Annotated in this window: 23 protein-coding genes; 22 read left to right on the forward strand and 1 reads right to left on the reverse strand. The window is 60.6% G+C overall.

Annotated features, from left to right (window positions below; translation table 11 throughout):
• Nucleotides 1–8: 8 nt before the first annotated feature.
• The gene (gene phhA, locus ACR52_RS04210) at nucleotides 9–815 is read right to left on the reverse strand and encodes a phenylalanine 4-monooxygenase (RefSeq protein WP_048720838.1); all 807 of its coding nucleotides are present in this window, start codon (nucleotides 813–815) and stop codon (nucleotides 9–11) included.
• Nucleotides 816–1,072: 257 nt separating this feature from the next.
• Between phhA and ACR52_RS04215 the strand changes: the two genes are divergently transcribed.
• The 22 genes from ACR52_RS04215 to fliI all read left to right on the forward strand — a co-directional run bounded on the left by ACR52_RS04215 (nucleotide 1,073) and on the right by fliI (nucleotide 26,924).
• A complete protein-coding gene (locus ACR52_RS04215) occupies nucleotides 1,073–2,635 on the forward strand; it encodes a sigma-54-dependent transcriptional regulator (protein ID WP_048720840.1) in 1,563 nt (520 codons plus the stop codon).
• Nucleotides 2,636–2,861: 226 nt separating this feature from the next.
• Nucleotides 2,862–3,602 (forward strand): flagellar basal body rod protein FlgF, encoded by a 741-nt coding sequence (locus ACR52_RS04220; RefSeq protein WP_048720842.1) that lies wholly within the window; start codon nucleotides 2,862–2,864, stop codon nucleotides 3,600–3,602.
• Nucleotides 3,603–3,665: 63 nt separating this feature from the next.
• Complete coding sequence (gene flgG / locus ACR52_RS04225) at nucleotides 3,666–4,451, forward strand: flagellar basal-body rod protein FlgG (RefSeq protein WP_048720844.1); 786 nt, start codon at nucleotides 3,666–3,668, stop codon at nucleotides 4,449–4,451.
• 53 nt (nucleotides 4,452–4,504) lie between these two features.
• The gene (flgH, locus tag ACR52_RS04230; protein WP_048720846.1) at nucleotides 4,505–5,200 is read left to right on the forward strand and encodes a flagellar basal body L-ring protein FlgH; all 696 of its coding nucleotides are present in this window, start codon (nucleotides 4,505–4,507) and stop codon (nucleotides 5,198–5,200) included.
• Between the two features lie 27 nt (nucleotides 5,201–5,227).
• Complete coding sequence (locus ACR52_RS04235; protein ID WP_048721334.1) at nucleotides 5,228–6,316, forward strand: flagellar basal body P-ring protein FlgI; 1,089 nt, start codon at nucleotides 5,228–5,230, stop codon at nucleotides 6,314–6,316.
• 4 nt (nucleotides 6,317–6,320) lie between these two features.
• Nucleotides 6,321–7,586: a flagellar assembly peptidoglycan hydrolase FlgJ gene (flgJ, locus tag ACR52_RS04240; protein WP_048720848.1), complete on the forward strand. Its 1,266-nt coding sequence runs from the start codon at nucleotides 6,321–6,323 to the stop codon at nucleotides 7,584–7,586.
• Nucleotides 7,587–7,596: 10 nt separating this feature from the next.
• Nucleotides 7,597–9,642, forward strand: coding sequence for a flagellar hook-associated protein FlgK (flgK, locus tag ACR52_RS04245; protein ID WP_048720850.1), 2,046 nt, complete (start codon nucleotides 7,597–7,599; stop codon nucleotides 9,640–9,642).
• A 14-nt stretch (nucleotides 9,643–9,656) separates the two neighbouring features.
• Nucleotides 9,657–11,267 (forward strand): flagellar hook-associated protein 3, encoded by a 1,611-nt coding sequence (locus ACR52_RS04250; protein ID WP_048720852.1) that lies wholly within the window; start codon nucleotides 9,657–9,659, stop codon nucleotides 11,265–11,267.
• Nucleotides 11,268–11,545: 278 nt separating this feature from the next.
• Nucleotides 11,546–12,475 (forward strand): ketoacyl-ACP synthase III, encoded by a 930-nt coding sequence (locus ACR52_RS04255; protein WP_048720855.1) that lies wholly within the window; start codon nucleotides 11,546–11,548, stop codon nucleotides 12,473–12,475.
• Between the two features lie 288 nt (nucleotides 12,476–12,763).
• Complete coding sequence (locus tag ACR52_RS04260; protein WP_048720856.1) at nucleotides 12,764–14,464, forward strand: flagellin N-terminal helical domain-containing protein; 1,701 nt, start codon at nucleotides 12,764–12,766, stop codon at nucleotides 14,462–14,464.
• Nucleotides 14,465–14,540: 76 nt separating this feature from the next.
• A complete protein-coding gene (locus ACR52_RS04265; RefSeq protein ID WP_048720858.1) occupies nucleotides 14,541–14,885 on the forward strand; it encodes a flagellar protein FlaG in 345 nt (114 codons plus the stop codon).
• An 83-nt stretch (nucleotides 14,886–14,968) separates the two neighbouring features.
• Nucleotides 14,969–16,336 carry a flagellar filament capping protein FliD gene (fliD, locus tag ACR52_RS04270; RefSeq protein ID WP_048720860.1) on the forward strand — a complete coding sequence of 456 codons (1,368 nt, stop codon included), beginning with the start codon at nucleotides 14,969–14,971 and terminating at the stop codon, nucleotides 16,334–16,336.
• 139 nt (nucleotides 16,337–16,475) lie between these two features.
• Nucleotides 16,476–16,865 carry a flagellar export chaperone FliS gene (gene fliS, locus ACR52_RS04275; protein ID WP_048720861.1) on the forward strand — a complete coding sequence of 130 codons (390 nt, stop codon included), beginning with the start codon at nucleotides 16,476–16,478 and terminating at the stop codon, nucleotides 16,863–16,865.
• A 25-nt stretch (nucleotides 16,866–16,890) separates the two neighbouring features.
• Nucleotides 16,891–17,187 carry a flagellar protein FliT gene (locus tag ACR52_RS04280; protein WP_048720862.1) on the forward strand — a complete coding sequence of 99 codons (297 nt, stop codon included), beginning with the start codon at nucleotides 16,891–16,893 and terminating at the stop codon, nucleotides 17,185–17,187.
• A 168-nt stretch (nucleotides 17,188–17,355) separates the two neighbouring features.
• Nucleotides 17,356–18,828 (forward strand): sigma-54 dependent transcriptional regulator, encoded by a 1,473-nt coding sequence (locus tag ACR52_RS04285; RefSeq protein ID WP_048720864.1) that lies wholly within the window; start codon nucleotides 17,356–17,358, stop codon nucleotides 18,826–18,828.
• Nucleotides 18,829–18,938: 110 nt separating this feature from the next.
• Nucleotides 18,939–20,150, forward strand: coding sequence for a sensor histidine kinase (locus ACR52_RS04290; protein WP_048721337.1), 1,212 nt, complete (start codon nucleotides 18,939–18,941; stop codon nucleotides 20,148–20,150).
• Nucleotides 20,151–20,156: 6 nt separating this feature from the next.
• Nucleotides 20,157–21,533: a sigma-54-dependent transcriptional regulator gene (locus ACR52_RS04295; protein WP_048720866.1), complete on the forward strand. Its 1,377-nt coding sequence runs from the start codon at nucleotides 20,157–20,159 to the stop codon at nucleotides 21,531–21,533.
• Nucleotides 21,534–21,664: 131 nt separating this feature from the next.
• Entirely contained in the window at nucleotides 21,665–21,994 is a 330-nt protein-coding gene (fliE, locus tag ACR52_RS04300) for a flagellar hook-basal body complex protein FliE (protein ID WP_048720868.1), read from the forward strand.
• 16 nt (nucleotides 21,995–22,010) lie between these two features.
• Nucleotides 22,011–23,789: a flagellar basal-body MS-ring/collar protein FliF gene (fliF, locus tag ACR52_RS04305; protein WP_048720870.1), complete on the forward strand. Its 1,779-nt coding sequence runs from the start codon at nucleotides 22,011–22,013 to the stop codon at nucleotides 23,787–23,789.
• Nucleotides 23,782–24,801, forward strand: coding sequence for a flagellar motor switch protein FliG (fliG, locus tag ACR52_RS04310; RefSeq protein WP_048720872.1), 1,020 nt, complete (start codon nucleotides 23,782–23,784; stop codon nucleotides 24,799–24,801). The genes fliF and fliG overlap by 8 nt, the downstream gene beginning before the upstream one ends.
• A 10-nt stretch (nucleotides 24,802–24,811) precedes the next feature.
• Nucleotides 24,812–25,576: a flagellar assembly protein FliH gene (gene fliH / locus ACR52_RS04315; RefSeq protein WP_048720874.1), complete on the forward strand. Its 765-nt coding sequence runs from the start codon at nucleotides 24,812–24,814 to the stop codon at nucleotides 25,574–25,576.
• A complete protein-coding gene (gene fliI / locus ACR52_RS04320) occupies nucleotides 25,566–26,924 on the forward strand; it encodes a flagellar protein export ATPase FliI (protein ID WP_048720876.1) in 1,359 nt (452 codons plus the stop codon). Before fliH ends, fliI begins: the two co-directional genes overlap by 11 nt.
• Nucleotides 26,925–26,926: the final 2 nt, after the last annotated feature.

The raw sequence follows: 26,926 nt of genomic DNA on the forward strand, positions 1-26,926 counted from the left end.
CGTAAGGTTCACGCGGCTTTGGGTTTGGGCGGGACGGCCTTTGGGGTGAAGAGCGGTGCGTGCAGGCCCAGCTGCATACCGCGTTCGACCATGCCCATGATGTCTTCCTGCGCCACGTCGAACAGGCGCTTGAGTTCGGGCAATACGAAATACACCGGTTGCAGGATGTCGATGCGATACGGCGTGCGCATCGCTTCAAGCGGGTCGAAGGCTTGGTGCTCGGGCTCGGACGACAGGCTGTACACCGTCTCCTTGGGTGACGACAGAATGCCGCCACCGTAGATCCGCCGGCCTTCGGGCGTATCCACCAGGCCGAACTCAATAGTCATCCAGTAAAGCCGAGCCAGGTAGACGCGTTGCTCCTTGGTGGCCGCCAGGCCGAGCTTGCCGTAGGTGTGGGTGAATTCGGCAAACCAGGGGTTGGTCAGGAGCGGGCAGTGGCCAAAGATCTCGTGGAAAATATCCGGCTCTTGCAGGTAGTCCAGTTCTTCGCGGGTACGAATAAACGTCGCCACCGGAAACTGCTTGTTGGCGAGTAATTCGAAGAAGGTCTGGAAGGGGATCAGCGCCGGCACGCGGGCGACTTGCCAGCCGGTGGTGTCGGCCAGCACCTTGTTGATCTCGCCCAATTGCGGGATACGATCCAGCGGCAGGCCGAGCTTGTCGATGCCGTCCAGGTACTCCTGGCAGGCGCGACCCTCGATCACTTTCAACTGGCGAGTGATCAGGGTGTTCCACACCGCGTGTTCTTCCGGCGGGTAGTGGATAAAACCTTGCGCATCGGGCTCACGGGCCACGTAGTGCGTCTGCTTCATACGGCTCTCCTGCTAGGCATTCGTTCTTGTTATGTCCTGCGATGAACGTATTGATAACCCGGCGGGAGCAAGATTCCATCGACCTCGGATTGCCCGTCGTAGGAAAAATTACTGATTTTCGTAAAGTTATCGTTACGGATGGGGGGTTAATGGCTACGGCTGGCTGTGAAAGGCCCGGAAACTGTCACATAATCTTGACGACTATCTGCGCCCAGCGACAAAAAGACGCGGCGCCTACCCACTCTTCGGGCCCTTTCATGCGTATCAAAGTGCACTGCCAGAACCGCATCGGCATCCTGCGGGACATCCTCAACCTGCTGGTGGAGTACGGCGTCAACGTCGCCAAGGGCGAGGTCGGCGGCGAACATGGCAACGCGATCTACCTGTTCTGCCCTAACCTGGTGAACATGCAGTTTCAGGCCTTGCGCCCGCAGTTCGAGGCGATTGCCGGGGTGTTTGGCGTGAAAAGGGTAGGGCTGATGCCCAGCGAGCGTCGGCACATGGAACTGAATGCGTTGCTCGGCGCATTGGAGTTTCCGGTGCTGTCGATCGACATGGGAGGCTCCATCGTCGCCGCCAACCGCGCGGCGGCGCAGTTGCTCGGGGTGCGGGTGGATGAGGTGCCGGGCATCCCACTGTCGCGCTACGCCGAGGATTTCGATCTGCCGAAGCTGGTGCGCGCGAGCAAGTCGCGGATCAATGGCTTGCGGGTCAAGGTCAAGGGTGACGTGTTCCTGGCGGATATCGCGCCGCTGCAATCCTCCGATCATGATGACAGTGAAGCCATGGCCGGCGCCGTGCTGACGCTGCACCGTGCCGACCGCGTCGGTGAGCGTATCTACAACGTTCGCAAGCAGGAGTTGCGCGGCTTCGACAGTATCTTCCAAAGCTCCAGGGTCATGGCTGCGGTGGTCCGCGAAGCCCGGCGCATGGCACCGCTGGATGCGCCTCTATTAATAGAAGGCGAAACCGGCACCGGCAAAGAGCTGCTGGCGCGCGCCTGTCACCTGGCCAGTCCGCGCGGGCAATCACCGTTGATGGCGCTTAATTGCGCCGGCTTGCCCGAGTCAATGGCCGAGACCGAGCTGTTCGGCTACGGCCCCGGGGCCTTTGAAGGGGCGCGCGCGGAAGGCAAGCTCGGGCTGCTGGAGCTGACGGCGGGCGGTACGTTGTTTCTCGATGGCGTAGGAGAAATGAGCGCGCGGTTGCAGGTGAAATTGCTGCGCTTTTTGCAGGACGGCTGCTTTCGCCGGGTGGGCAGTGATGAAGAGGTGTACCTGGATGTGCGTGTGATCTGCGCCACCCAGGTAGACCTGTCCGAACTCTGCGCCCGTGGCGAATTTCGCCAGGATCTCTACCATCGCCTCAACGTGTTATCCCTGCATATCCCACCCCTGCGCGAATGCCTCGACGGCCTGGCGCCATTGGTTGAGCACTTTCTTGACCAGGCCAGCCGGCAGATCGGTTGCCCGCTGCCCAAGCTGGCGCCGGCGGCTATGGACCGGCTCAGCCATTACCACTGGCCGGGCAACGTGCGGCAGTTGGAAAACGTGTTGTTCCAGGCGGTGTCGCTGTGTGAGGGCGGTACGGTCAAGGCCGAGCATATTCGCCTGCCGGACTACGGCGTGCGTCAGCCGCTTGGCGATTTTTCCCTGGAGGGCGGGCTGGAAGCCATCGTCGGCCGGTTTGAAAAGGCCGTGCTCGAAAGCCTGTACGCCGAGCACCCCAGCAGTCGCCAACTGGGCAAGCGCTTGGGCGTGTCGCACACCACCATCGCGAATAAATTGCGCGATTACGAAATTCTCAAGGCTGACAAATAACCAACCGACACATTGGTTCTCTGTCACCCGTAAGACGGGTGCTTGCCGGAAGCGGCATAAGTCCGCCGTTTTTTCGACTATCACCTCGCCCTGCTTTTCTGCCGCGCACCCGCAAACCCTTGCCCCGCCTGGACTTCTCTGTCTTTTAAAAAGTTGGTTCGCAAATTGCTTAAGCCTCATCAGTACAGCGGTGGGCGGCAAGCGTCCGTCAGAAAGAGGATAGAGCGTGGACAAATACCTTTATGTGGCAATGACCGGCGCCAGCCAGAATGCACTGGCGCAGAAGGCCCATGCCAACAATCTGGCGAACATTTCCACCAACGGCTTCCAGCGTGACCTGGAGCAGGCGCGTTCGATGCCGGTGTTCGGTGACAGCTTTCCGGCGCGGGCGTTTGCCTTGACCGAGCGGCCAGGTACCGATTTCTCCCCGGGTGCGATGATCGAAACCGGTCGCGACCTTGATGTAGCCGTCAGCGGCGACGGCTGGATGGCCGTGCAAACCCCGGATGGCGGTGAAGCCTACGTGCGCAGCGCCAGCATGAACGTCGATGCGCTGGGTGTGCTGCGGGCCGGCAACGGTATGCCGATCATGGGCAACGGTGGCCCGATTGCCGTGCCGCCCCAGCAAAAAATCGAAGTGGGTGCCGATGGCACCGTCAGCATCCGCGCCATGGGCGAAGGCCCGCGTGTGATGGCTGAAGTGGACCGCATCAAGCTGGTCCAGCCCGACCTGAAGAACATGACCAAAGGCCTGGACGGCACCATCCACACCAAGGACGGCCAGCCGGCCCAGGCCGATGCGCGCGTGACCCTGACCTCGGGCTTCCTGCAGGCAAGCAACGTCAATGCGGTGGAAGAAATGACCGCAGTGCTGGCGCTTTCCAAGCAGTTCGAGCTGCACATCAAGATGATGAACAGCGCTAAAGAAGACGACCAGGCTATGACCCGCGTTCTGTCGATGAGCTGATTCGAGACTCACCACTAATTTTGCAGCGCAGCGCCAACAAACAGGCGCACGAAGGAGAACACCATGCTTCCGGCTCTATGGGTTGCCAAAACAGGTCTGTCCGCCCAGGACACCAACCTGACCACCATTTCCAACAACCTGGCGAACGTGTCGACCACGGGCTTCAAACGTGATCGCGCCGAGTTCCAGGACTTGCTCTATCAGATCAAGAAGCAGCCTGGCGCCCAGTCGACCCAGGACAGCGAACTGCCGTCGGGCCTGCAACTGGGTACCGGTGTGCAGATCGTCGGCACCCAGAAGAACTTCAGCGCCGGTAACCTGCAGCAAACCGGGCAGCCGCTGGACATGGCGATCAACGGCAAAGGGTTTTTCCAGATTCTACAGCCGGACGGCACCACGACCTATACCCGTGACGGTACTTTCCACTTGGACGCCAACGGTCAGATCGTGACGGCCAACGGTTTCGCCCTGGAACCGGCTATCGTCGTGCCGAACAACGCCCAGACCTTCACCGTCGGCAACGACGGCACCGTGTCGATCACCGTGGCCGGTAACCCGGCGTCGCAAGTGATCGGCAACCTGCAAACCGCCGACTTCATCAACCCGGCCGGCCTGCAGGCGACGGGTAATAACCTGTTCCTGGAAACCGCCTCCAGCGGCGCGCCGCAAATCGGCACCCCTGGGCTGAACGGTTTCGGCACCACGCTGCAAAGCACCCTGGAAACGTCCAACGTCAGCACCGTTGAAGAGATGGTCAACATGATCACCACTCAACGCGCCTACGAAATGAACTCCAAGGTGATTTCCACCGCCGACCAGATGCTTTCGTTCGTAACGCAGAATCTGTAATCAAGTCTATGGGGCGCTCTTGAGGGCGCCTGCAACACCGTGAGGTAAGGGTCATGAATCGCTATGTTTCCGTTTTGGCATTGAGTGGGATTGCCGTGCTCGCGGGCTGTGTCGCCCCGACGCCAAAACCCAATGACCCGTACTACGCGCCGGTGTTGCCGCGCACGCCGTTGCCGGCCGCTGCCAACAATGGCTCGATCTACCAGGCCGGTTTTGAACAGAACCTGTACAGCGACCGTAAGGCGTTCCGGGTCGGTGACATCATCACCATTACCCTCAACGAGAAGACCACGGCCAGCAAGAATGCCAACTCGCAGGTGGGCAAGACCAGCAAGGCCAGCCTCGGCCTGACCTCGCTGTTTGGCGGCGTGCCCAATACCAACAACCCGCTGGGCAGCGGCGACCTGAGCCTGGATGCCGGCTACAGTGGCGACCGCGCCACCAACGGCAAGAGTTCGGCGGGGCAGGGCAACAGCCTGACCGGTTCGATCACTGTGACCGTGGCCGATGTACTGCCCAACGGCATCATCGCCGTACGCGGTGAGAAGTGGATGACCCTCAACACCGGCGACGAGCTGGTACGCATTGCCGGCATGGTCCGTGCCGATGATATTTCCACCGACAACACCGTGCCGTCTACGCGGATTGCCGATGCGCGCATTACCTACTCGGGTACAGGTTCGTTTGCTGATGCGAGTCAGCCGGGCTGGTTCGACCGTTTCTTCCTTAGCCCGCTGTTCCCTTTCTAGGTGGCCACTTTGAAACTCAAACAGCTGATGGCAGCGGCACTCTTGCTGAGCCTGAGCGCAGTGGCCCAGGCCGAACGCCTGAAAGACATCGCCAGCATCTCCGGCGTGCGTTCCAACCAGTTGATCGGCTACGGCCTGGTGGTGGGGCTCAACGGCACCGGTGACCAGACCACCCAGACTCCGTTCACCCTGCAGACCTTCAACAACATGCTCTCGCAGTTCGGCATCAAGGTGCCGGCGGGTTCAGGCAGCGTGCAGCTCAAAAACGTCGCGGCCGTGTCGATCAGTGCCGACTTGCCGGCGTTCGCCAAGCCGGGCCAAGTGGTGGACATTACCGTGTCGTCCATGGGCAACTCGAAAAGCCTGCGCGGCGGCACGTTGTTGATGACGCCGCTCAAAGGTATCGACGGCAACGTCTACGCCATCGCCCAGGGCAACCTGGTGGTGGGCGGCTTTGACGCCGAAGGCCGTGACGGTTCGAAGATCACCGTCAACGTGCCATCGGCCGGGCGCATCCCCGGCGGTGCCTCGGTAGAGCGCACCGTGCCCAGCGGCTTCAATCAGGGCAACAGCCTGACCCTGAACCTCAACCGCTCCGACTTCACCACCGCCAAGCGTGTGGTCGACAAAATCAATGAGTTGCTCGGCCCAGGTGTGGCCCAGGCGATTGACGGCGGCTCGGTTCGTGTCACCGCGCCACTGGACCCAAGCCAGCGCGTGGACTACCTGTCGCTGCTGGAAAACCTTGAGGTCGACCCCGGCCAGGCGGTAGCCAAAGTCATCATCAACTCGCGCACCGGTACCATCGTGATCGGTCAGAACGTCAAGGTGTCGCCGGCGGCGGTGACCCACGGCAGCCTGACCGTGACCATCACTGAAGACCCGATCGTCAGCCAGCCGGGGCCGCTGTCCAACGGCCAGACCGCCGTGGTGCCGCGCTCGCGGGTTAACGCTCAGCAAGAAGCCAAGCCGATGTTCAAGTTCGGCCCCGGCACCACCCTGGACGAGATTGTCCGCGCGGTGAACCAGGTGGGCGCAGCGCCCGGCGACTTGATGGCGATCCTTGAAGCTTTGAAACAGGCCGGCGCCTTGCAAGCCGACCTGATCGTGATCTGAGGCCATGGCCATGGATATGCGCAAGAGCGGGATCAGCAGCTCGGCGGACTCGGGGTCTTATTCCGACCTGAACCGGCTTAACCAGCTCAAGGTCGGTGCCGACAAGAACAGCGATGGCAACCTGCGCAAAGTGGCGCAGGAGTTCGAGTCGCTGTTTTTGAGCGAGATGCTCAAATCCATGCGCTCGGCCACCGAGGCCCTGGGCAAGGACAACCCGCTGAACACCCCGGCTGCCAAGCAGTATCAGGAAATGTACGACCAGCAGTTGGCGGTCTCGATGTCCCGCGAGGGCGGCGGTATCGGCCTGGCCGACGTGCTGATGCGTCAGATGCAGAAGAACAAGCCAGTGGACGCCCAGGCGGCCACCTTGCAGGGCCCGGCAGCTGCCGAGCCTGTGAAGAAGGCCAACGTGCCGACGGAAATTGCTGCCGGCACCCAGGCCGATGGCCCGCTGGGCCGCTCCAATGGCCAACGCCCCCTGTGGGCGTACCGCGTGGCCGTCCCCGAGGGCGTCAGTGCGCACGCCAACGATGTGGAGCTGATGAACCAGCGCCGTATCGCCTTGCCGAGCAAGCTGACCGATCGGCTGCTCGCCGGCATCGTGCCGACTGCGCCGGTCGCTATCGATGCCAAAAGCGCCCCCCTGCGTAACAGCGCTGCCGCCGACAACGTGGTCAACAGCACCGCGCGCACGTTTGCCGTACCGAGCGAGCGCATGCAGGTCTACGGCCGCGCTGTGGCCCAGCCACCGTTGGCGCCAGCGAAGAAAGCGTTCAGCTCCCAGGATGAGTTTGTCGCCACCATGTTGCCGATGGCCAAGGCGGCCGCTGAACGTATCGGTGTCGATCCGAAGTATCTGGTGGCGCAAGCGGCGCTGGAAACCGGCTGGGGCAAGTCGGTGATGCGCGCCGAGGATGGCAGCAGCAGCCACAACCTGTTCGGCATCAAGGCCGGCCAGAGTTGGCAGGGCGGCCAGGCCCGCGCGATCACCAGCGAGTTTCGTGATGGTTCGATGGTCAAGGAAACGGCGCAGTTCCGCTCCTACAATTCCTACCAGGACAGCTTCCATGACCTGGTCACATTGCTGCAAAGCAATGATCGCTATAAAGAAGTTTTGAAATCAGCCGACAACCCGGAACAGTTTGCGCGCGAGTTGCAAAAAGCCGGTTATGCAACCGACCCGGACTACGCCAGCAAGATTTCGCAGATCGCAAAAACGATGAACAGTTACCAGAACTACGCTGCCGCGGGCGCGACCACTCATTTATAAGGTCTGAACCATGAGTTTGCTCAATATCGGGATGTCGGGGCTCAATGCCGCTCAAGGATCGTTGTCGGTCTTGAGTAACAACATCGCCAACGTCAATACCCCGGGGTACTCGCGTCAGCAAAGCAGCCAGACCACCAACGCCTCGAACCAGTTCGGCGGCGTGTTTATCGGCACCGGTACCACCTTGGCGGATGTGCGCCGGGTGTACAACGAGTACCTGGACACCGCTTACCAGAACAGCACGGCGTTGAGCAGCGATGCCAATGCGTACTTGGGCCAGATCAGCTCGGTAGACAAGGTGTTGTCGGACAAAACCACAGGCCTGTCCTCGGTGCTCAGTTCCTTTTTTGCGACCCTGCAAACCGCGTCGTCGAACCCCAGCGATTTGTCGGCCCGGCAATTGCTGGTCAGCAATGCCCAGACCCTGACCAATCGCTTCAATTCGATCTCCACGCAGTTGACCCAGCAGAAAGAGACCATCAACAGTCAGTTGAGCACCATGAGTGACCAGGTCAACCAACTGACGTCCTCGATTGCCTCGCTCAACAAGCAGATCTTCCAGGTACAGGGCGCGTCGGGCAATGCCCCCGCCAACCTGCTGGACTCACGCAACGAGGCCGTACGCTCGCTCAATGAATTGATCGGGGTGACCGCCACCGAGAAGAACGGCCAGTTCAGTATCACCACCGGCACCGGCCAGTCGTTGGTGGAAGGTGGCATTTCCAACACTATTTCAGCGGTGCCGAGTAAGGCCGACAACAGCCAGTACACCATTCAACTGAACATGAACGGTACGGGCATGGACCTGGGCTCGGTGGTCACCGGCGGCAGCATCGGCGGCCTGTTGCGCTACCGCAGTGATGCACTGATGCCGGCCATCAACGAGCTGGGGCGTCTTGCTATCGCTACCGCCGACACTCTCAATAATCAACTGGGCCAGGGCCTGGACCTGAATGGTGATTTCGGTGTTTCGTTGTTCAAGGACATCAACAGCGCGACCGCCATTGCCTCGCGCAGTCAGGGCGCGGCGGGTAACAGTGCCGCGTCGGGCAACCTGAATGTGACGATCAAGGACAGCAGCCAGCTGAGCACCTTCGACTACAGCGTGACCTTCAGCGATGCGGCCAACCCCGACCAGGTCACGGTGCTGCGCTCGGATGGCAAGGCGATGGGCACCTTCAATATTACGACCACACCGCCGCCGGTCATGGATGGCTTCACCCTGGCGCTGGATGGCAAGGGCACGATGGCGTTCGGTGACAGCTTCAAGGTCAGCCCTACCGCTACCGGGGCGAGCGGCATTGGCGTGGCGCTCACCGATGCGAACAAGCTGGCCTTTGCCGGCCCGTTGGCGGGCACCAGCAGCACGACCAACAGCGGCACGGGCACGTTCACCCAACCGTCCTTGACGGTGCCGCTGGATATCCATGGCGGCACCGACACGGCGCAGTTGCGTACAGGTATCGAAAACTCGATGCCGGTGAAAATGGTCTTCGGCAAACCGGCCGCCGACGGCACGCAGTCCTATACGATCAACGATTCCAAGGGCAGCCCGATTGGCACCGGCACCATTATTCCGGGGCAGGGCAACAAGATCACCGTGGATGTGCCGATGCGTGACGCGGCCGGTGCTCTGATCCCTGGCAAGAGCTTCAAATTCGACACCACCGTCAACGGATCTCCCGCTGACGGTGACAGCACCACCTTTGCCTTCAACAGTGGCGGCAAGTCCGACGGCCGCAACGCCCAGGAACTGCTCAATTTGCAGACCAAGGCCAGCGTCGGCATGAATGACGGTAATACCGGTGTGAGCCTGGTGGGGGCCAACAGCCGCCTGGTATCTCAGGTGGGTTCCAAGGCCAGCCAGGCCGGCGTCGACACCGCTGCGACCGGCGCTCTACTGAGTGCCAACAAGGAAGCGCGCAACTCGGTGTCCGGGGTTAACCTGGATGACGAGGCGGGTGACATGATCAAGTTTCAGCAGTACTACACCGCGTCGTCGCAGATCATCAAGGCTGCGCAAGAAACCTTCACCACATTGATCAATGCTCTTTAAAGGAGGCTGGGACGATGCGTATTTCTACACAGCAGTATTTCGAAACCAGCTCCGCCAAATACCAGAGCAACTATTCCAGTGTGGTAAAGGCGCAGGACCAGGCAAGCTCCGGCGTGCGCGTGCAAACGGCCGCAGATGACCCTGTGGCGGCGGCGCGGTTGTTGATGCTGCAGCAGCAGAAAGACATGCTGGGCCAGTTCAATGGCAATATTGATACGTTGAAAAACTCGCTGCTGACCGAAGATAACGTGCTGGAGAGCATCAACACGGCGCTGCAGAAAGCCAGTGAATTGGCGTTGCAAGCGGGTAACGTCGGGATCAGTGACGCTGACCGCAAATCGATTGCCGCCGAAGTCGGCTCCATTGAAGACCAGGTCCTCGGCCTGCTCAATACCAAGGACGCCAGCGGCAACTACCTGTTTTCGGGGAGCAAGACCGACACGCCGCCTTACTCGCGCAACAACGATGGCACCTACAGTTACCAGGGCGATGACACGCCGTTGAGCCTGAAGGTCTCGGAGAACCTGTCGATAACGATGGGCGACACCGCAAAATCCATGCTCGAAAGTACGGCGAACACAGGGCGCACCCAAACCGCGCCTATCCTTGTGCCGCCTGCGGTCGATGACGGCAAAGTGACGGTGTCGGCCGGCTTGATTGCTTCCGGTACCAGCTACAGCAGCAGCTTCTCCGACGGACAGCCTTATACGCTGAAGTTTGTCAGCAGCACCCAATACACGGTGAGCGACAACACTGGCAACGACATCACCTCCGAGATTCCGGGCAACGGCACCTTTGATGCCACCAAGGAAGGCGCTTCGACTGTCAGCCTGCGTGGCGTCAAGTTCGACATTGGCCTGAACCTGGGCAAAGACGCGCTGGGCAAAGACGTGCTGCCGGGCGCGCCATCGGACGCCATCGTCAAAGACCGCGAGTTCAGCCTCTCCGTCAAGCCGGACACCTTCAGTGTGTCGCGCACCCCGAGCAATCCGACCACGGCGCAGTTGAGCGGTGGCAAGGTCAGCGACCCTGCGGCTTACGCCAGCACCTTTCCCAACTCAGGCGTCGTCGTCAAGTTTGGGGCAGCGGGCGCCTACAGTGTCTACGCCCAGCCTTATACGGCGAACAGCAAATCCATCGCCGATGACACCCTGGCCGCCGGTGCGACCTCGATCACCGTGGCGGGTGTGACCCTTGACGTCACCACCGCACCTGCACCGGCCGCCGGCGACCAGTTCACCATCGGTGCCACCAGTAACAAGAACGAAAATGTGCTCAACACCCTCAGCCAGTTGCGCAAGACCCTGGAAACGCCATCAGACGGCAACCCGGCTGCGCAGAAGGAGCTCAAGGATGTGGTGGCCCGGTCCATCGGTAACTTGACCAACGCCAAGAGCCAGATCGACCAGGTGCGCGGTGGCATTGGTGCACGCTTGAACGGCCTGGATATCCAGAGCCAGGAGAACACCAGCCTGGGCCTGGCGAACGCAACCACCATGAACGCATTGGGCAACGTCGACTTCGCTGACGCCGCCATCAACCTGAGTTTGCAGCAAACCATGCTGGAGGCTTCGCAGCTGGCGTTCGTGAAAATCTCGCAGTTGAGCCTGTTCAACAAGATGTAATCAGTTGGCTGATGCACAGCGGCCCATCCTGGCAACAGGGTGGGCCGTTGTCGTTTGCGGGACTAAATTGTTGAATGGTTTTGCACAAAGCGCAGAAAATTGAGTGACCTGTGAGTCATAAAGCGCATCTTCACTGTATCGTGTGAAAAGGATAAGTCGCCTGCGGGTCCTAGCGAGGCGGCTTTCAGCGAGTTTTTGCGGGGTTATCCCCTTTATTGTCAGCACCCCCGAGGCAGTTCGTGGGGTGTTCTCCAGCTATTTAGTATTGGGAAGCCACAATGATTGGCATAAAAAGCATCGCCAGTTACGTGCCGGCAGACGGGATCGATAACTACGCCCAGGGTGCCAAATTCGCCAAGGATGAAGAGTTCATCATTGGCAAGATCGGTTCGGCGTTCCTGCCGCGCAAGGATGCTGCACAGGAAACCTCCGATCTGTGTGTCGAGGCGGTCAACGCTTTGTTTGCCAATAACCCGGATTTGAAGCGCGAGTCCATCGACGCGCTGATCGTCGTCACCCAGAACGGCGACGAAGAGGGTTTGCCCCACACCTCCGCCATCGTCCAGGACAAGCTGGGCCTGCCGACGCATGTGGCGGCGTTTGATGTCTCCCTGGGCTGCTCCGGCTACGTCTACGGCATCTACGTGATGAAGGGCTTCATGGAAGCCACTGGCCTGAAAAACGGCCTGCTGGTCACCGCCGATCCGTACTCGAAGATCGTCGACCCGGAAGACCGCAACACCACCATGCTGTTCGGCGATGCCGCCACCGCCACCTGGATGGGTGAAGACGCGCCGTGGTTGCTCGGCAAATCCAAGTTCGGCACCGACGGTTCCGGCGCACCGCACCTTAAGGTCAGCGACGGCGTGTTCTTCATGAACGGCCGCCAGGTGTTCAACTTCGCGCTGCTCAAGGTGCCTGCGCACTTGCACGAGCTGCTCAACGAGTCGGACCTTAAGGCTGACGACATTGATGCCTTCTGCATCCACCAGGGCAGTGCGGCGATTGTCGACGCCGTGGCGCGGCGTTTTGAAGATGCGCCGGTGGACAAGTTCATCAAGGACATGGTCGAGACCGGCAACACCGTGTCGTCGAGCATTCCGTTGCTGCTGGAAAAGCACGTGATGGGCGCCCCCTGGAAGCGCGTGGCAATCAGTGGTTTTGGTGTGGGTTTGTCGTGGGGTTCGGCGATTCTCTATCGTCCTTGAGCCTTTAATAGGCTGCACAGGCTCTACAAAAGCGCCCCACAAAAAAACGCCGATGATCGAAAGATCATCGGCGTTTTTTTATTGGCGCCAGAAAAGCCAATGAAATCGCGGCTTTGAGCCGCCGTAAACCCTTGAATTGCAAGGGGTGGCACGGTGCTAGTAAAAAATTTCAAAAAACCCCTCAAGCAAACTCGCCACACGACGATAACTATTACGAAGGTTCTCTAGGCCACACCCGGCGGTTGCCAGGGCCGGAAGCCGCAGTATCCAACTAACGAGGATTTCGTCATGGCATTATCAGTAAACACCAACATCACTTCCCTGGGTGTCCAGAAGAACCTGAACAAAGCTTCCGACGCTCTGAGCCAGTCGATGAACCGTCTGTCCTCCGGCCTGAAAATCAACAGCGCCAAAGACGACGCTGCCGGCATGCAGATCGCCAACCGTCTGAACAACCAGGTCAAAGGCCTGAACGTTGCCATCGCCAACGCCAACAACGGTGTTTCGATCGCCCAGACTGCTGAAGGCGCGATGCAAGAATCCACCAACACCCTGCAGCGTCTGCGTGAACTCGCCCTGCAAGCGGCGAACGGTGATAAAAGCGACGCTGACCGTGTTTCCCTGCAGCAAGAATTCACCGCTAAAGTGGGCGAGCTGAACCGTATCGCCAGCACCACCACCTTCGGTGGTCGTAACCTGCTGGACGGCTCGTTCAACAACGTAGCGTTCCAGATCGGCGCAAACGCCAACGAGACTATCTCGTTCGGTATGACTGATATCAGTTCGACTGCGCTGAAGGGTAACTACAAAGAAGCTGCTGTCAACGGCGCAGCGATGACTGGCCTGGCTGCTACTGCGACCGGTTCGGTAATCGGTGATAAGGCGACTGTCACAGGTTCTGCTGCCGCTGGTGTTCTTGGTGCTGGTGATGCCATCACCATTAACGGTACTGCGATCACCCTCTCTGCTGCTGGTGCGGGTGCCGGCGCTGCTGCCTCTGCCGCAGCCGTAGCAGCTATCAACGCACAAACAGCGACTACTGGCGTTACTGCGAGCGCTAGCGCTACTTTTGTGGTCTCTCTGTCCTCCAGCAGTGCGATTACCATTGGTGCCACTCCTGCTACCGGTCCAACCGCTTTGGGCATGACCGCTGGCACTACCGCCACCGCTACCCCGACTACCCTGGGTGCTGCCGGTTCCGTTTCTGTAAACGGCAATAACGTGACTTGGGCTGCAAGCGCCACCATCGCGAGCGTCGTGACTAGCCTGACAACCGCTGCCGGTACGGGTGGTACTGCATCGTTCACCAACGGTCGTTTCCAGGTTACCTCCGGTCAGGGTGCTGACATCAAGCTGGCCAACAACACCAGCGGTTCGCTGTCGCAGTTGGGCCTGGCAGCCGGTACTACTCAGGCCAAGCTGACCGCAGACACTTCGATTAGCCTCAACGGTGTTGAAGTCAAGTTCAAGAAAGGCGATACCGCTGACGCGATCGTTTCTTCGATCAACAGCGCCAGCACCGGTGTTCAAGCCAGCAAAAACACTGACGGCACCCTGAACCTGTTCGCTGACAAAGACATCACCGTCAAGGACGGCAGCGCCGGTACTGGCCTGGCTGCTCTGGGTCTGACCACTGTTGCCGCTGCTGGCACCAAGACCGCTGTGACCATGGAAACTACCGTTTCCGACCTGAACATCCTGTCTGCCGCTTCTTCGCAGCAGGCCATCCAGGCTCTGGACGACGCCATGCAGCAGATCGACAGCCAGCGTTCCCAGCTGGGTGCTGTACAAAACCGCTTTGCCAGCACCGTGGCTAACCTGCAGAGCATTTCGCAGAACTCCACGGCCGCCAAAGGCCGCGTAGAAGACGCTGACTTCGCTTCTGAAGCTGCTGAACTGACCAAGCAACAAACCCTGCAACAGGCTTCCACTGCGATCCTGTCCCAGGCCAACCAACTGCCATCTTCTGTTCTGAAGCTGCTTCAGTAATAGCGGTAGCGGTTAAATAACGGGAGGGTGCGTTTAACAACGTGCCCTTCCGTTTTTTCAGTTTGGAGGTAGTGACATGGACATGAGCATCAAGCTGAGCACGCCTTACCCGACGAGCGTGGCCCAGGCCAGCAGCCCTCCCGTGACCCAGGCCAAGCCTGCGGCCATCAGTGAACCGGACAAGGGTGAAGAACCGCAGCGCATTGCGCTGGAAAAAGCGGTAACCGATATGCGTGAGTTTGTGCAGGCTACCCAGCGAAACCTGGATTTTTCCATCGATGACTCCACTGGCAAAGTGGTGGTCAAGGTGATCGCCACCGACAGTGGTGAAGTGATTCGACAGATTCCATCGGAGACCGCGCTGAAATTGGCGCAGAACCTGAGCGATGCCAGCAGCCTGCTGTTTGATACGAAGGCTTGAGTTGGCACGAAACATGTTTCTGATTGCGGTCAGCGCGCACAAGCGCCAAAAAATCGGCCGCTGCAGAACAAGGAGAATGGCAAATGGCTAGTTCAACGATTTCCGGCCCGGGTTCGGGCTACGACACGCAGGCTATCGTCAAGGCGTTGGTGGGTTCAGAGCAAGCGCCAAAGCAAGCTCAGATCACCAGCGAGCAAAAAAAAGCCACCGTCCAGTTGTCGGCGGTGGGTACGATCAAGACGGCGTTGGAAGCCTACCAGGCGGCGATCACCAAGTTGAACAACGCCTCCGCGTTTAACGGGTTGGCGGCGACGTCTTCGGAAGAGAAAAACGCCAAGGTCACCCTGGGTGACGGCGCATCCAGCGGCAAGTACGTGTTGAAAGTCACGAACCTGGCGACCGCCTCGAAAGTCAGCACCGTGGTGAATGTGGACGGCGCGACAGGCAAGGCCAATAGCACCGACGAAGACCAGACGCTGACGATCAACCAGTCGGGTAAAAGCTACGACGTGGTGATTGCTGGTGGCGCAACCCTGCAACAGGTGCGCGAGTCCATCAATACCCAGCTCTCGTCCCAGGGCATCAGCGCCAACGTGCTGAGTGACTCCAACGGCGCGCGGCTGGTGCTGACCTCGACGACTATGGGCGAAGGCACCGACATCACCCTCAGTGGTGATTCAGAGTTGGCCACCGGTTATGACAAGGGCACGGCGCCAAAAAACGCCGTTTACTCCATTGATGACATCGCAATGTCATCCGCCAGCAACAAGATCACGTCTGCGATCAGTGGTGTGACCCTGGACCTGTTGGACACCATTGACCTTACCAAACCGACGACCATCACCGTGGCCAGCAACACCGACACGTTGAAAACCTCGGTACAGTCCTTCGTCACCGCGTACAACGCGCTGATGACCGCCGTCAACACTCAGACCAAAGTCACCGCCACCGGTGATGCGTCTACCACGGTTGCAGGTGCGTTGACGGGCGACGCCTCTATGCGTCAGCTGGTGAACGGTTTGCGCTCCGAGTTGGTGAACGGGTCGGGTGCAGGCAGCATGAGCAGCCTGGCGCAGATGGGCATCACCACCGACCAGAAAACCGGGCTGCTGAGCCTGGACGACAAGACGTGGGACAAGGCGGTGGTCAAGGGCGCTGGCGACATTGCCAAGCTGTTCACCGGCGACACCGGCTTGATCACGCGGATGAACAAGGCGACCAACAGCTACGTGGGCAGCACCGGCACCCTGGCGACCCGTGCCACCGATCTCAACAACAAGTTGACTGACTTGACCAAAGAGACGGACGACCTGACGCGGCGCATGGACGCTTTGCAGAAATCCCTGACGGCCAAGTACACCGCGATGGACACGATGATCGCGCAGATCAACTCCAGCAGCTCCAGCATCATGACTACCCTCAACTCGCTGAACAATCCGAAGTCGAGCTGATAGCCGGGGCGTTTCAGCGCCCCGCCAAGGGTTTTACCGACGGTCTGGCACTACTAGCCTGGATTAAAGATTTTTGCGGCGCGGTCGAAAAACTGGTTAAGCAACCCTATTCGATTGTCGCCAGTAACGAGGTAGCAACATGAACCCGATGAGAGCCCTTCGCCAGTACCAGAAGGTCAATTCCCACGCTCAAGTCTCCGAAGCCAGCCCGCACCGTCTGGTGCAGATGCTGATGGAAGGTGGCCTGGATCGCATGGCGCAGGCTAAAGGCGCATTGAGCCGTGGTGATATTGCTCAGAAAGGCCTGATGCTGGGTAAGGCGATTGAAATCATTTCCGGACTGCGCGATGGCCTGGAGCCGGAAAAGGCTGAAGATCCTGCTTCGGTGCAGCGTCTGGATGCCCTGTATGACTACATGAGCAATCGCTTGGTCGAGGCGAATCAAGTGAATGATGTTGAGATGATCGACGAAGTCGCTCGTCTGCTGATTACGGTCAAGACCGGCTGGGATGCCATCGCTCCACAATAAGGCGGATAGCCTTGAGGTACACACCATGAGCCACGCACTGCAACGCATCGATGAAACCCGCGAAGCCCTGATCGACGCGTTGGCTGCGCGCAACTGGGAGGCTGTCGGTGAGCTGGACCTGGGCTGTCGCGCGGTGATTGATGAAGTGCTCAGCGAAGCGCCAGTGGACGAGGGTGCGCTGCGCGAGAAGCTGGAGAGTTTGCTGGTGGTGTATCAGCAGTTGCTTGAGGTGACGACCGGCGAACGCCAGGCGATTTTCGAAGAGATGTCGCAGATCAACCAAGCTAAAAATGCGTCAAAGGTTTACCATCTGTTCGGCTGAACTGGCTCAGTTAGTCCGAATGGTGCGTCATATATTTGACTGTGCCCGCATTTTTGACTTAACTAGTGTTGTTTTCAGATTTCAGACGTCTATAGGGTTATAAATCCTACGCGCGTCTTGATTGCCCGCACTCTGGGCAGAGAGTTTTACTAGGGAAGTTGCTATTGCATGTGGCGTGAAACCAAAATTCTGCTGATCGATGACGATAGCGTCCGCCGCCGCGACTTAGCGGTGATTTTGAATTTTCTTGGCGAAGAAAATCTGCCCTGCGGCAGCCATGATTGGCAGCAGGTGGTCAGCTCATTGTCATCGAGCCGTGAAGTCATTTGTGTGCTGATCGGGACGGTAAACGCTCCTGGCGCAGTTCTGGGCTTGTTAAAGACACTGTCGACCTGGGATGAGTTCCTTCCGGTGTTGCTGATGGGTGATATTTCTTCGCTCGACCTGCCGGAAGACCAGCGCCGCCGCGTGCTTTCCTCGCTGGAAATGCCGCCCAGCTACAGCAAATTGCTTGATTCCCTGCACCGTGCCCAGGTCTATCGCGAGATGTACGACCAGGCCCGCGAGCGCGGTCGCCACCGTGAACCCAACCTGTTCCGCAGCCTTGTCGGCACCAGCCGTGCTATCCAGCATGTGCGCCAGATGATGCAGCAAGTGGCCGACACCGACGCCAGCGTGCTGATCCTCGGCGAGTCGGGCACCGGCAAGGAAGTGGTCGCGCGCAACCTGCATTACCACTCCAAGCGCCGCGACGGGCCATTCGTGCCGGTCAACTGCGGGGCGATCCCTGCAGAGCTGCTCGAAAGCGAACTGTTCGGCCACGAGAAGGGCGCCTTTACCGGGGCGATTACCAGCCGTGCCGGGCGTTTCGAACTGGCCAACGGCGGCACCCTGTTCCTCGACGAAATCGGTGACATGCCGTTGCCGATGCAGGTCAAGCTGCTGCGTGTGTTGCAGGAGCGCACCTTCGAGCGCGTGGGCAGCAACAAGACCCAGAGCGTCGACGTGCGCATCATCGCGGCCACCCACAAGAACCTCGAAAGCATGATCGAGGTCGGGAGCTTCCGCGAAGACCTGTACTACCGCCTCAACGTATTCCCAATCGAGATGGCCCCGCTGCGTGAGCGCGTGGAAGACATCCCGTTGCTGATGAACGAACTGATCTCGCGCATGGAGCACGAAAAACGCGGCTCGATTCGCTTCAATTCGGCCGCGATCATGTCCCTGTGCCGCCACGGCTGGCCGGGCAACGTCCGCGAGCTGGCCAACCTGGTGGAGCGCATGGCGATCATGCACCCCTACGGCGTGATCGGCGTGGTCGAGTTGCCGAAGAAATTCCGCTACGTCGACGATGAAGACGAGCAACTGGACAGCCTGCGCAGTGACATGGAAGAGCGGGTGGCCATCAACGGCCATACCCCGGACTTCGGTTCCACCGCCATGCTGCCGCCGGAAGGCCTTGACCTCAAAGACTACCTCGGCAACCTCGAGCAAGGGCTGATCCAGCAAGCCCTGGACGACGCCAACGGCATCGTCGCGCGTGCTGCCGAGCGTCTGCGCATCCGTCGAACCACCCTGGTGGAGAAGATGCGCAAATACGGCATGAGCCGTCGAGACGGTGATGAACAGGCGGAGGATTGACGCCTGTTTTTCAAACCGCTGATTAATCAGCGGTTTTTTTTAGGCACGGGTATTGCTACAGCCCTCGCAACGTTCCGTTTAACTGACGGTCAGCCAAGCGAGAGAGCATGATGCCCCACGCCGCCCAACTATCTTCTGCCCCAGCCATCCCCGGGCTCCTTCCGTCTGTAGAGCAGCAAAGCCGCCAGGGCCTTGAGCAGGCGTTTTCGCTGTTCAACCAGATGTCGAGCCAACTGACTGATTCCTACAGCCTGCTGGAAGCCCGGGTGTCCGAGCTGAAAGGCGAGCTGGCCGTGGTCAGCGCACAGCGCATGGAAGAGCTGGCCGAGAAAGAGCGCCTGGCCAACCGCCTGCAAAACCTGCTGTCGCTGTTGCCCGGTGGCGTGATCGTCATCGACGACCAAGGCCGCGTGCGCGAGGCCAACCCGGCCGCCTGCGACATGCTCGGCCTGCCGCTCGAAGGCGAGTTGTGGCGTGAAGTCATCACCCGCTGTTTTGCGCCGCGTGAAGATGACGGTCATGAAATTTCCCTCAAGGACGGGCGCCGCCTGTCCATTGCCACCCGTTCCCTCGACGCCGAGCCCGGCCAGTTGGTGCTGCTCAACGACCTGACTGAAACCCGCCACCTGCAAGACCAATTGGCGCGGCATGAGCGTTTGTCGTCGCTAGGAAGGATGGTCGCTTCTTTGGCACATCAAATCCGCACGCCGTTGTCGGCCGCGTTGATTTACGCCAGTCATTTGACTGATGAGCAATTGCCCGCCGCCACCCATCAGCGATTTGCCGGTCGACTCAAGGAGCGCCTCCATGAGCTGGAGCACCAGGTGCGCGACATGCTGGTGTTTGCCCGCGGCGAATTGCCGCTGACCGACCGCGTCACGCCGTCCGGATTGATGCAGTCTTTGCAAGCGGCGGCCGCCACGCATATCCAGGACGTCAATGTGCGCTGGCAGTGTGACAGCCGCCTCGGCGAATTGCTGTGCAACCGCGACACCCTGGTGGGGGCGTTGCTCAACCTGATCGAAAACGCGACCCAGGCCAGCGGCCCCGGCGCGCGGCTCAAGGTGCACCTGTACACCCGCGAGCAAACCCTGCGCCTGTGCATCAGCGACAGCGGCAGCGGCATCCCCCCGGCGGTGCTGCAGCGCCTGGGCGAACCTTTTTTTACCACCAAGACCAACGGCACAGGCCTGGGCCTGACCGTGGTCAAGGCCGTGGCGCGTGCTCATCAGGGAGAATTGCAACTGCATTCCCGCTTGGGGCGTGGCACGTGTGCATTGATGACCTTGCCGCTGTTTTCAAGCGCGGCAAGCGCGGAGTAAAAGGTTATGGCTATCAAGGTTTTGTTGGTGGAAGACGATCGCGCCCTGCGTGAGGCATTGGCTGACACGCTGCTGCTGGCGGGCCATGGCTACCGGGCGGTCGGTTCTGCCGAAGAAGCCTTGGAGGCTGTCGAACAGGAGTCCTTCAGCCTGGTAGTCAGCGACGTGAACATGCCGGGCATGGACGGTCACCAGTTGCTTGGCCTGTTACGCGCGCGTCAGCCGCAACTGCCGGTGTTGCTGATGACCGCCCATGGCGCCGTGGAGCGGGCGGTAGACGCCATGCGTCAAGGCGCGGCGGATTACCTGGTCAAGCCGTTCGAGCCCAAAGCGTTGATCGAACTGGTGGCCCGGCATGCCTTGGGCGTCATCTCGACCACCGAGGGCGAAGGCCCGATTGCGTTCGAGCCGGCCAGCGCACAATTGCTCGAGCTGGCCGCCCGCGTGGCGCGCAGCGATTCCACTGTGTTGATTTCCGGCGAGTCCGGCACCGGCAAGGAAGTGCTGGCGCGCTATATCCACCAGCAATCCAGCCGTGCCAAGCAGCCTTTCATCGCCATCAACTGTGCGGCGATCCCCGACAACATGCTTGAAGCCACTTTGTTCGGCCATGAAAAGGGCTCGTTCACCGGTGCCATCGCGGCGCAGGCGGGCAAGTTCGAACAGGCCGACGGCGGCACCATCCTGCTCGACGAAATCTCGGAAATGCCCCTGGGCCTGCAAGCCAAGTTGCTGCGGGTGCTGCAGGAGCGTGAAGTGGAGCGGGTGGGCGCGCGCAAGCCGATCCAGCTGGACATCCGCGTGGTTGCCACCACTAACCGCGACCTGTCGGGTGAAGTGGCGGCGGGGCGCTTCCGTGAAGATTTGTTCTACCGGCTCTCGGTATTCCCCCTGGCCTGGCGCCCGCTGCGCGAGCGCCCGGCGGACATCATTCCGCTGGCCGAGCGCCTGCTGAACAACCACGTCAAAAAAATGAAGCACGCCCAGGCACGGCTCTCGGCCGACGCCCAGGCCTGCCTGATCAGCTACCCATGGCCCGGCAACGTGCGGGAACTGGACAACGCGATCCAGCGCGCGCTGATTTTGCAGCAGGGCGGCCTGATCCAGCCCCAGGATTTCTGCCTGGCCATGGGCACAGGCACCGCGCCGTTGCCAAGCCTGGCGCCAGCGGCGGTGGTGGCTGAAACCGAGTCTGCCGGTGCCCTGGGCGATGACCTGCGTCGCCGTGAATTCCAGATGATCATCGACACCCTGCGTTCCGAGCGTGGCCGCCGCAAGGAGGCCGCCGAACGCCTGGGCATCAGCCCGCGCACCCTGCGCTACAAGCTGGCGCAGATGCGCGACGCCGGCATGGATGTCGAAGCCTACCTTTTCTCCACCTGATCAGTAACAAAGCGGACAAGGTTTGTCGCCTTTTCTTACGAGTTGCTACAGAGCTGGCACCCTTGTTGCTACCTCCCCTAGTAATCGCTGCGTAGTGTCAAAAATTTGCGGGTTGTCGGAGAGAGAAGGTCATGAGCCAGGGTATTGAGTTCAATCGATTGATGTTGGATATGCGCTCCATGCAAATGGACGCCATGGCTCAATCGAAATCCGTCGCACCCGCGCCGGAATTGGGCCAAAGCAGTTTCGCCGACATGCTCGGTCAGGCAATCAACAAAGTCAGTGACACCCAGCAGGCTTCCAGCCAATTGGCCAACGCGTTCGAAATCGGCAAAAGCGGCGTGGACCTCACCGATGTGATGGTCGCCTCGCAAAAGGCCAGCGTTTCCTTTCAGGCCTTGACCCAGGTGCGTAACAAGCTGGTTCAGGCTTATCAAGACATCATGCAGATGCCGGTTTAAGGGCGAGATTTAAGTCATGGCAGAAGCAGTCGTGGACAACGTACCCGCCAAGGCAGACGGCAAGCCGCCGCTGTTTGGCCTGTCGTTCCTGGAAAACCTCTCCGAAATGACCATGCTGCGTCAGGTGGGCCTGATGGTCGGCCTGGCTGCCAGCGTGGCGATTGGTTTTGCCGTGGTGCTGTGGTCGCAGCAACCTGATTACCGGCCGCTTTACGGCAGCCTGGCGGGCATGGATTCCAAGCAGATCATGGAAACCCTCGCCGCCGCCGATATCGCCTACACCGTGGAGCCGAACTCCGGGGCCTTGCTGGTCAAGGCTGACGATGTGGCCCGTGCGCGCATGAAGTTGGCCGCCGCCGGCGTGACCCCGTCCGACAGCAACATCGGTTTTGAAATCCTCGACAAGGACCAGGGCCTGGGAACCAGCCAGTTCATGGAAGCTACCCGCTACCGCCGTGGCCTTGAAGGTGAACTGGCGCGTACCATCTCCAGCCTGAACAACGTCAAGGGCGCCCGCGTGCACCTGGCCATTCCGAAAAGCTCGGTGTTTGTGCGCGACGAACGCAAGCCAAGTGCTTCGGTATTGGTTGAACTGTTTTCCGGCCGCTCCCTGGAGCCTGGCCAGGTACTGGCGATCATCAACCTGGTGGCCACCAGCGTTCCGGAATTGAGCAAGTCGCAAATCACTGTGGTCGACCAGAAGGGCAACCTGCTCTCCGACATGGCGGAAAACTCCGCGCTGACCCAGGCCGGCAAGCAGTTTGACTACAGTCGCCGCATGGAAAGCATGCTCACCCAGCGTGTGCACAACATCCTGCAACCGGTACTGGGCAACGACCGCTACAAGGCTGAAGTGTCCGCCGACGTGGACTTCAGCGCTGTCGAGTCGACCTCCGAGCAGTTCAACCCGGACCAGCCGGCCCTGCGCAGCGAGCAGTCCACCAGCGAACAACGCACCGCCAGCAATGGCCCGCAAGGTGTGCCGGGTGCCCTGAGCAACCAGCCACCGGCCCCGGCCTCGGCGCCGCAAACCACCGGTGGCGCAGCCGCCACGGCCGGCGCGATTGCGGCTGGCCAGCCGCTGCTTGACGCCAACGGCCAACAGATCATGGACCCGGCCACCGGCCAGCCGATGCTCGCGCCATACCCGGCGGACAAGCGTAACCAGTCCACCAAGAACTTCGAACTCGACCGTTCCATCAGCCATACCAAGCAGCAGCAGGGCCGTGTCAATCGCCTGTCGGTGTCGGTGGTGGTCGATGATCAGGTCAAGATCAATGCCGCTGACGGCGCCGTCACCCGCGCACCCTGGAGCGCCGACGAATTGGCGCGCTTCACGCGCCTGGTGCAGGACGCGGTCGGTTTCGACGCCAGCCGTGGCGACAGCGTCAGCGTGATCAACATGCCGTTCTCCGCCGAGCGTGCGGAAGTCATCGCCGAAGCGGCGTTCTACACGCAGCCGTGGTTCTGGGACATCGTCAAGCAAGTATTGGGTGTATTGTTCATCCTGGTGCTGGTGTTCGGCGTGCTGCGCCCGGTGCTCAACAACATCACCGGCAATGGCAAAAAACAACTGGCGGCCTTTGGTGGCAGCGATGTCGAGTTGGGTGGCATGGGCGGCCTGGATGGCGAACTGGCCAACGACCGCGTCAGCCTCGGTGGCCCGCAAAGTATCCTGTTGCCGAGCCCTAGCGAAGGCTATGACGCTCAGTTGAACGCAATCAAAAGTCTGGTGGCAGAAGACCCGGGCCGTGTGGCTCAGGTCGTGAAAGAGTGGATTAACGCAGATGAGTGATAGTCGAGCCGCTGTTGCCAAACTCACCAAGGTCGACAAAGCCGCAGTCCTGCTGCTGTCCCTGGGTGAAACCGACGCCGCCCAAGTGCTGCGCCACATGGGCCCCAAAGAGGTTCAACGGGTGGGCGTGGCCATGGCGCAAATGCGCAATGTGCACCGCGAGCAAGTCGAACAGGTGATGAGCGAGTTCGTCGAGATCGTCGGCGACCAGACCAGCCTGGGCGTCGGCTCCGACAGCTATATCCGCAAGATGCTGACCTCGGCACTGGGCGAAGACAAGGCCAACGGCCTGATCGACCGCATCCTGCTGGGCGGCAATACCAGCGGCCTCGACAGCCTGAAGTGGATGGAGCCGCGCGCCGTGGCGGACGTGATCCGCTACGAGCACCCGCAGATCCAGGCGATCGTGGTCGCGTACCTCGACCCGGACCAGGCCGGTGAAGTACTCGGCCATTTCGACCATAAAGTGCGCCTGGACATCATCCTGCGCGTGTCGTCGCTGAACACCGTGCAGCCGGCGGCCCTGAAAGAACTCAACACGATTCTCGAGAAGCAGTTCTCGGGCAACTCGAATGCCTCGCGCACCACTCTGGGTGGCATCAAGCGCGCGGCCGACATCATGAACTTCCTCGACAGCTCGGTCGAAGGCCAGTTGATGGACTCGATCCGCGAGATCGACGACACCCTGTCCGGCCAGATCGAAGACCTCATGTTCGTGTTCAACAACCTCTCCGATGTCGACGACCGTGGCATCCAGGCGCTGCTGCGCGAGGTCTCCTCCGACGTGCTGGTGCTGGCCCTCAAGGGTTCGGACGAAGGCGTCAAAGAGAAGATCTTCAAGAACATGTCCAAGCGGGCTTCCGAACTGTTGCGCGACGACCTGGAAGCCAAAGGGCCGGTGCGCGTCAGCGACGTGGAAACCGCCCAGAAGGAAATCCTCACCATTGCCCGCCGTATGGCCGAAGCCGGAGAAATCGTTCTCGGCGGGAAGGGCGGCGAAGAAATGATTTAAGGCGCCCCGCATGTCGAACAAAGATGAGACACCCAGCGATCTGATTCGCGCACGGGATGTCGGCGGGTTCGACATCTGGTCGTTGCCCAGCTTCGACCCGCACCAGCCGGAACCCGAGCCTGAGCCGGTCGTTGAGACGCCGGTGGAAATGGAAGAAGTGCCGCTGGACGAAGTCCAGCCACTGACCCTGGAAGAGCTGGAAAGCATCCGCCAGGAAGCCTACAACGAAGGTTTTGCAGCCGGTGAAAAAGACGGCTTTCGCAGCTCCACGCTCAAGGTGCGCCAGGAAGCCGAGTCGGCGTTGAACGTCAAGCTGGGCAGCCTGGAACGCTTGATGGGCAGCCTGTTCGACCCGATCGCCGAGCAGGATTCGCAGCTTGAAAAAGCCATGGTCAATCTGGTCGAACATATTGCTCGCCAGGTGATCCAGCGTGAACTGGTGCTCGACTCCAGCCAGATCGAAAGCGTGATGCGCGAAGCTCTCAAGCTGCTGCCCCTGGGCGTCGGCAATGTGCGGCTGTACATCAACCCGCAGGATTTCGAACAGGTCAAAGCCCTGCGCGAGCGCCATGAAGAAACCTGGCGCATCGTCGAAGATGCCGCGTTGCAGCCCGGCGGTTGCCGCGTCGAGACCGAACACAGCCGCATCGATGCCACGGTGGAAACCCGCATCAGCCAGATCATGGCCAAGCTCCTGGACCAACATCACGAACAAGCACTCAACCCGTCGGAGCCTGACCTGAGCGTTGACCTGGACGCCCCCGATGCGCCTTGATCGCACCAGTTTCGCCAAGCGCCTCGGCGGTTACGCCGAGGCGACCGAGTTGCCGGGCCAACCGATCCTCGAAGGGCGCCTGCTGCGCATGGTCGGCCTGACCCTCGAAGCCGAGGGCCTGCGCGCCGCCATGGGCAGCCGCTGCATGGTGATCAACGACGACAGCTATCACCCGGTGCAGGTTGAAGCGGAAGTCATGGGGTTTTCCGGCAACAAGATATTCCTGATGCCAGTCGGCAGCCTCGCCGGCATCGCCCCCGGCGCCCGCGTGGTGCCCCTGCCCGACACCGGCCGCCTGCCGATGGGCATGAGCATGCTCGGCCGCGTGCTCGACGGCGCCGGTCGCGCGCTGGACGGCAAGGGCGGCATGAAAGCCGAAGACTGGGTGCCGATGGACGGCCCCACCATCAACCCGCTCAAGCGCAACCCGATCAGCCAGCCGCTGGACGTGGGCATTCGCAGCATCAACGGATTATTGACGGTCGGACGCGGCCAGCGTCTGGGTCTGTTCGCCGGTACCGGCGTGGGTAAGTCGGTGTTGCTCGGCATGATGACCCGCTTTACCGAGGCTGACATCATCGTGGTGGGGCTGATCGGCGAACGGGGCCGTGAAGTAAAGGAGTTCATCGAGCACAGCCTCGGTGAAGAAGGCCTCAAGCGCTCGGTGGTCGTCGCGTCACCCGCGGATGATGCGCCGCTGATGCGTTTGCGCGCGGCCATGTACTGCACGCGCATCGCCGAATATTTTCGCGACAAGGGCAAGAACGTCCTGTTGCTGATGGACTCGCTCACGCGTTTCGCCCAGGCCCAGCGGGAGATTGCCCTGGCCATCGGCGAGCCGCCGGCCACCAAGGGCTACCCGCCGTCGGTGTTCGCCAAGCTGCCGAAACTGGTGGAGCGCGCCGGTAACGCCGAAGCCGGCGGTGGCTCGATCACGGCGTTCTACACCGTACTGTCCGAAGGCGATGACCAGCAAGACCCGATTGCCGACTCGGCGCGGGGCGTGCTCGACGGCCATATCGTGCTGTCGCGTCGTCTGGCGGAAGAGGGGCACTACCCGGCCATCGACATCGAAGCGTCCATCAGCCGGGTGATGCCGTCGGTGGTCACGCCGGAGCACATGGCCCGCGCGCAACAGTTCAAACAGCTGTGGTCGCGTTATCAACAGAGCCGCGACCTGATCAGTGTCGGCGCCTACGTGGCCGGCGGTGATCGCGAGACCGACCTGGCCATCGCCCTGCAACCGCAGCTGGTGACCTACCTGCGCCAGGGCCTCAACGACAACATCAGCATGGGCGAAAGCGAAGCGCACTTGCAGTCCATCTTCGCCCCGGCACCGGGCGGCTAAGC

Source organism: Pseudomonas fildesensis, from assembly GCF_001050345.1.
In the GTDB taxonomy this organism is placed as follows: domain Bacteria; phylum Pseudomonadota; class Gammaproteobacteria; order Pseudomonadales; family Pseudomonadaceae; genus Aquipseudomonas; species Aquipseudomonas fildesensis.